The organism is Aminobacter sp. P4_H6_2, from assembly GCF_056400805.1.
Genome location: NZ_JBFUKO010000848.1, coordinates 1 through 1,901 on the forward strand (window position 1 = coordinate 1; position 1,901 = coordinate 1,901).

Here is a 1,901-nt window from a genome sequence, read left to right on the forward strand (position 1 = left end):
GTTTCGCGCACCGACAATGACGACGGCAGCGTGTCGATGACACTCAAGGCCACTGCATCTGCGCGCGACGAGATAGCAAGCCGAATATCGCGGAAAAACAAAGGCTAAGACGGCTTACTTCGCCGTCTTGGCCTGCTGCCAGAGCGCTTCCATCTCGTCGAGGGTCGCGGACTCAAGGCTGCCGCCTGCCTCGTCGAGCGCTTGCTCGATGTAATGGAAGCGCTTGCGGAACTTGTCGTTGGTTCCTGAAAGGGCAGCCTCGGAATCGAGCTCCAGGTGGCGGCCCAGATTGACCAGCGCAAACAGCATGTCGCCGAATTCGTCCTTGACCGCCGTCTGGTCGCCCTTGGCCATGGCCTCGTGCAATTCGCCGATCTCTTCTTCGATCTTGTCGAGGATGGGAGCAGCTGCACCCCAGTCGAAACCAACGCGGGCAGCCCGTTCCTGAAGTTTTAACGCGCGGGTAAGTGCTGGCAGCGCCACGGGTACGGAGTCCAAAAAGCCCTTGCCGTGGTCCTCGGGATCGAGCCCGCGAGCGAGGCGCGCGGTACGCTTCTCGRCCTTTTCCTCCGCCTTGATCTTTTCCCACATGCCCTTGGYGGAACGGGCCTCGCGCGCCTCAGCGTCGCCAAAGACGTGCGGATGCCGCCGGATCATCTTGGTGGTGATGGCTTGCACCACGTCGCCGAAGGCAAACTCGCCGGCTTCCTCGGCCATCTGCGCGTGATAGACCACCTGCAGCAGCAGGTCGCCCAATTCCTCGCGCAAGTGGTCGATGTCGTTGCGCGAGATCGCGTCGGCGACCTCGTAGGCTTCCTCAATGGTGTAGGGCGCGATGGTCGCGAAATTCTGCTCGATATCCCAGGGGCAGCCGGTTTCCGGCTCACGTAGGGCGGCCATGATCTCGATCAGGCGGGAGATGTCTTTGGAAGGTTGCATGACCGGAATCCTATAGCCCGGCAGCCATCGACCCAACAGTGGCTTCGCGAGCCCGGCGCTTGTCCACATGTTGTTTTGGAAGCGCAAGCCTGCTGGCCCATTGGGAGCGCTAAGGCTACCCTTCGTCTATTGACCGGCCTTTCGCACGCAGGCAAAAAATCCCATGCTTCATCTCACTCTCGTTGCAATCGGCGGCGCCATCGGTGCATCGCTGCGCCATCTCGCCAATCTTGTCGCGCTGCGCCTTGCCGGCCCGAATTTTCCATGGGGCACAATGGCGATCAACATCGTCGGCTCCTTCGCCATGGGCTTGTTCGTCGGCTTCCTTGCGCGCCGGTATGGAACGTCGAATGAACTCAGGCTTTTCGTCGCCACCGGCATCCTTGGCGGCTTCACGACTTTTTCCGCATTTTCACTGGATTTTGCCACCTTGTGGGAGCGTGGATCGACGCTTCCGGCCTTTGGTTATGCGTTTGCCAGCGTCATATGCGCCATTCTGGCGCTGTTCTTGGGAATGTGGCTCGCAAGAAGCGTCGGCTGATGCTATTGGGCCGCTTCGAAAAGGACGATTGAAAAATGGCTGGCGTTGAACAGATCACGGTGGAAGCCGGCGAAACGGGCATGAGGCTCGACCGCTGGTTCAAGTCCCATTTTCCGGGGCTCGGCTTCGGCCACCTGCAAAAACTGCTGCGCTCGGGCCAGATCCGGGTCGATGGCGGCCGCGTCAAGGCCGACACGCGTGTCGAGCCCGGCCAGACGATCCGCATCCCGCCGCTTGAGGTCGACAAGAAGAACAACGGCCCGCTGACCGCCCGCACCATGCGCGATCAGGATGATGGCGATGTGCTGGCGCAGATGCTGATCTACGAAGACCCCAAGGTCTTTGTCTTCAACAAGCCTGCTGGCCTTGCCGTACAGGGCGGCTCAGGCATCGTGCGCCATCTCGACGACATGCTTGAGGC

General features: G+C 60.8%; 3 protein-coding genes. 2 read left to right on the plus strand and 1 reads right to left on the minus strand.

From position 1 onward, the window contains the following. Window positions 1-114: 114 nt before the first annotated feature. Window positions 115-939, minus strand: a complete 825-nt coding sequence (gene mazG / locus AC1DUU_RS30875) for a nucleoside triphosphate pyrophosphohydrolase (protein WP_476787120.1) — start codon at window positions 937-939, stop codon at window positions 115-117. Window positions 940-1,102: 163 nt separating this feature from the next. On the opposite strand from mazG, the gene crcB reads away from it, so the two are divergent. Further along, window positions 1,103-1,480, plus strand: a complete 378-nt coding sequence (crcB, locus tag AC1DUU_RS30880; protein ID WP_476787121.1) for a fluoride efflux transporter CrcB — start codon at window positions 1,103-1,105, stop codon at window positions 1,478-1,480. Between the two features lie 35 nt (window positions 1,481-1,515). Continuing rightward, the coding region (locus AC1DUU_RS30885) for an RluA family pseudouridine synthase (protein WP_476787122.1) at window positions 1,516-1,901 on the plus strand (386 nt) is incomplete at its 3' end.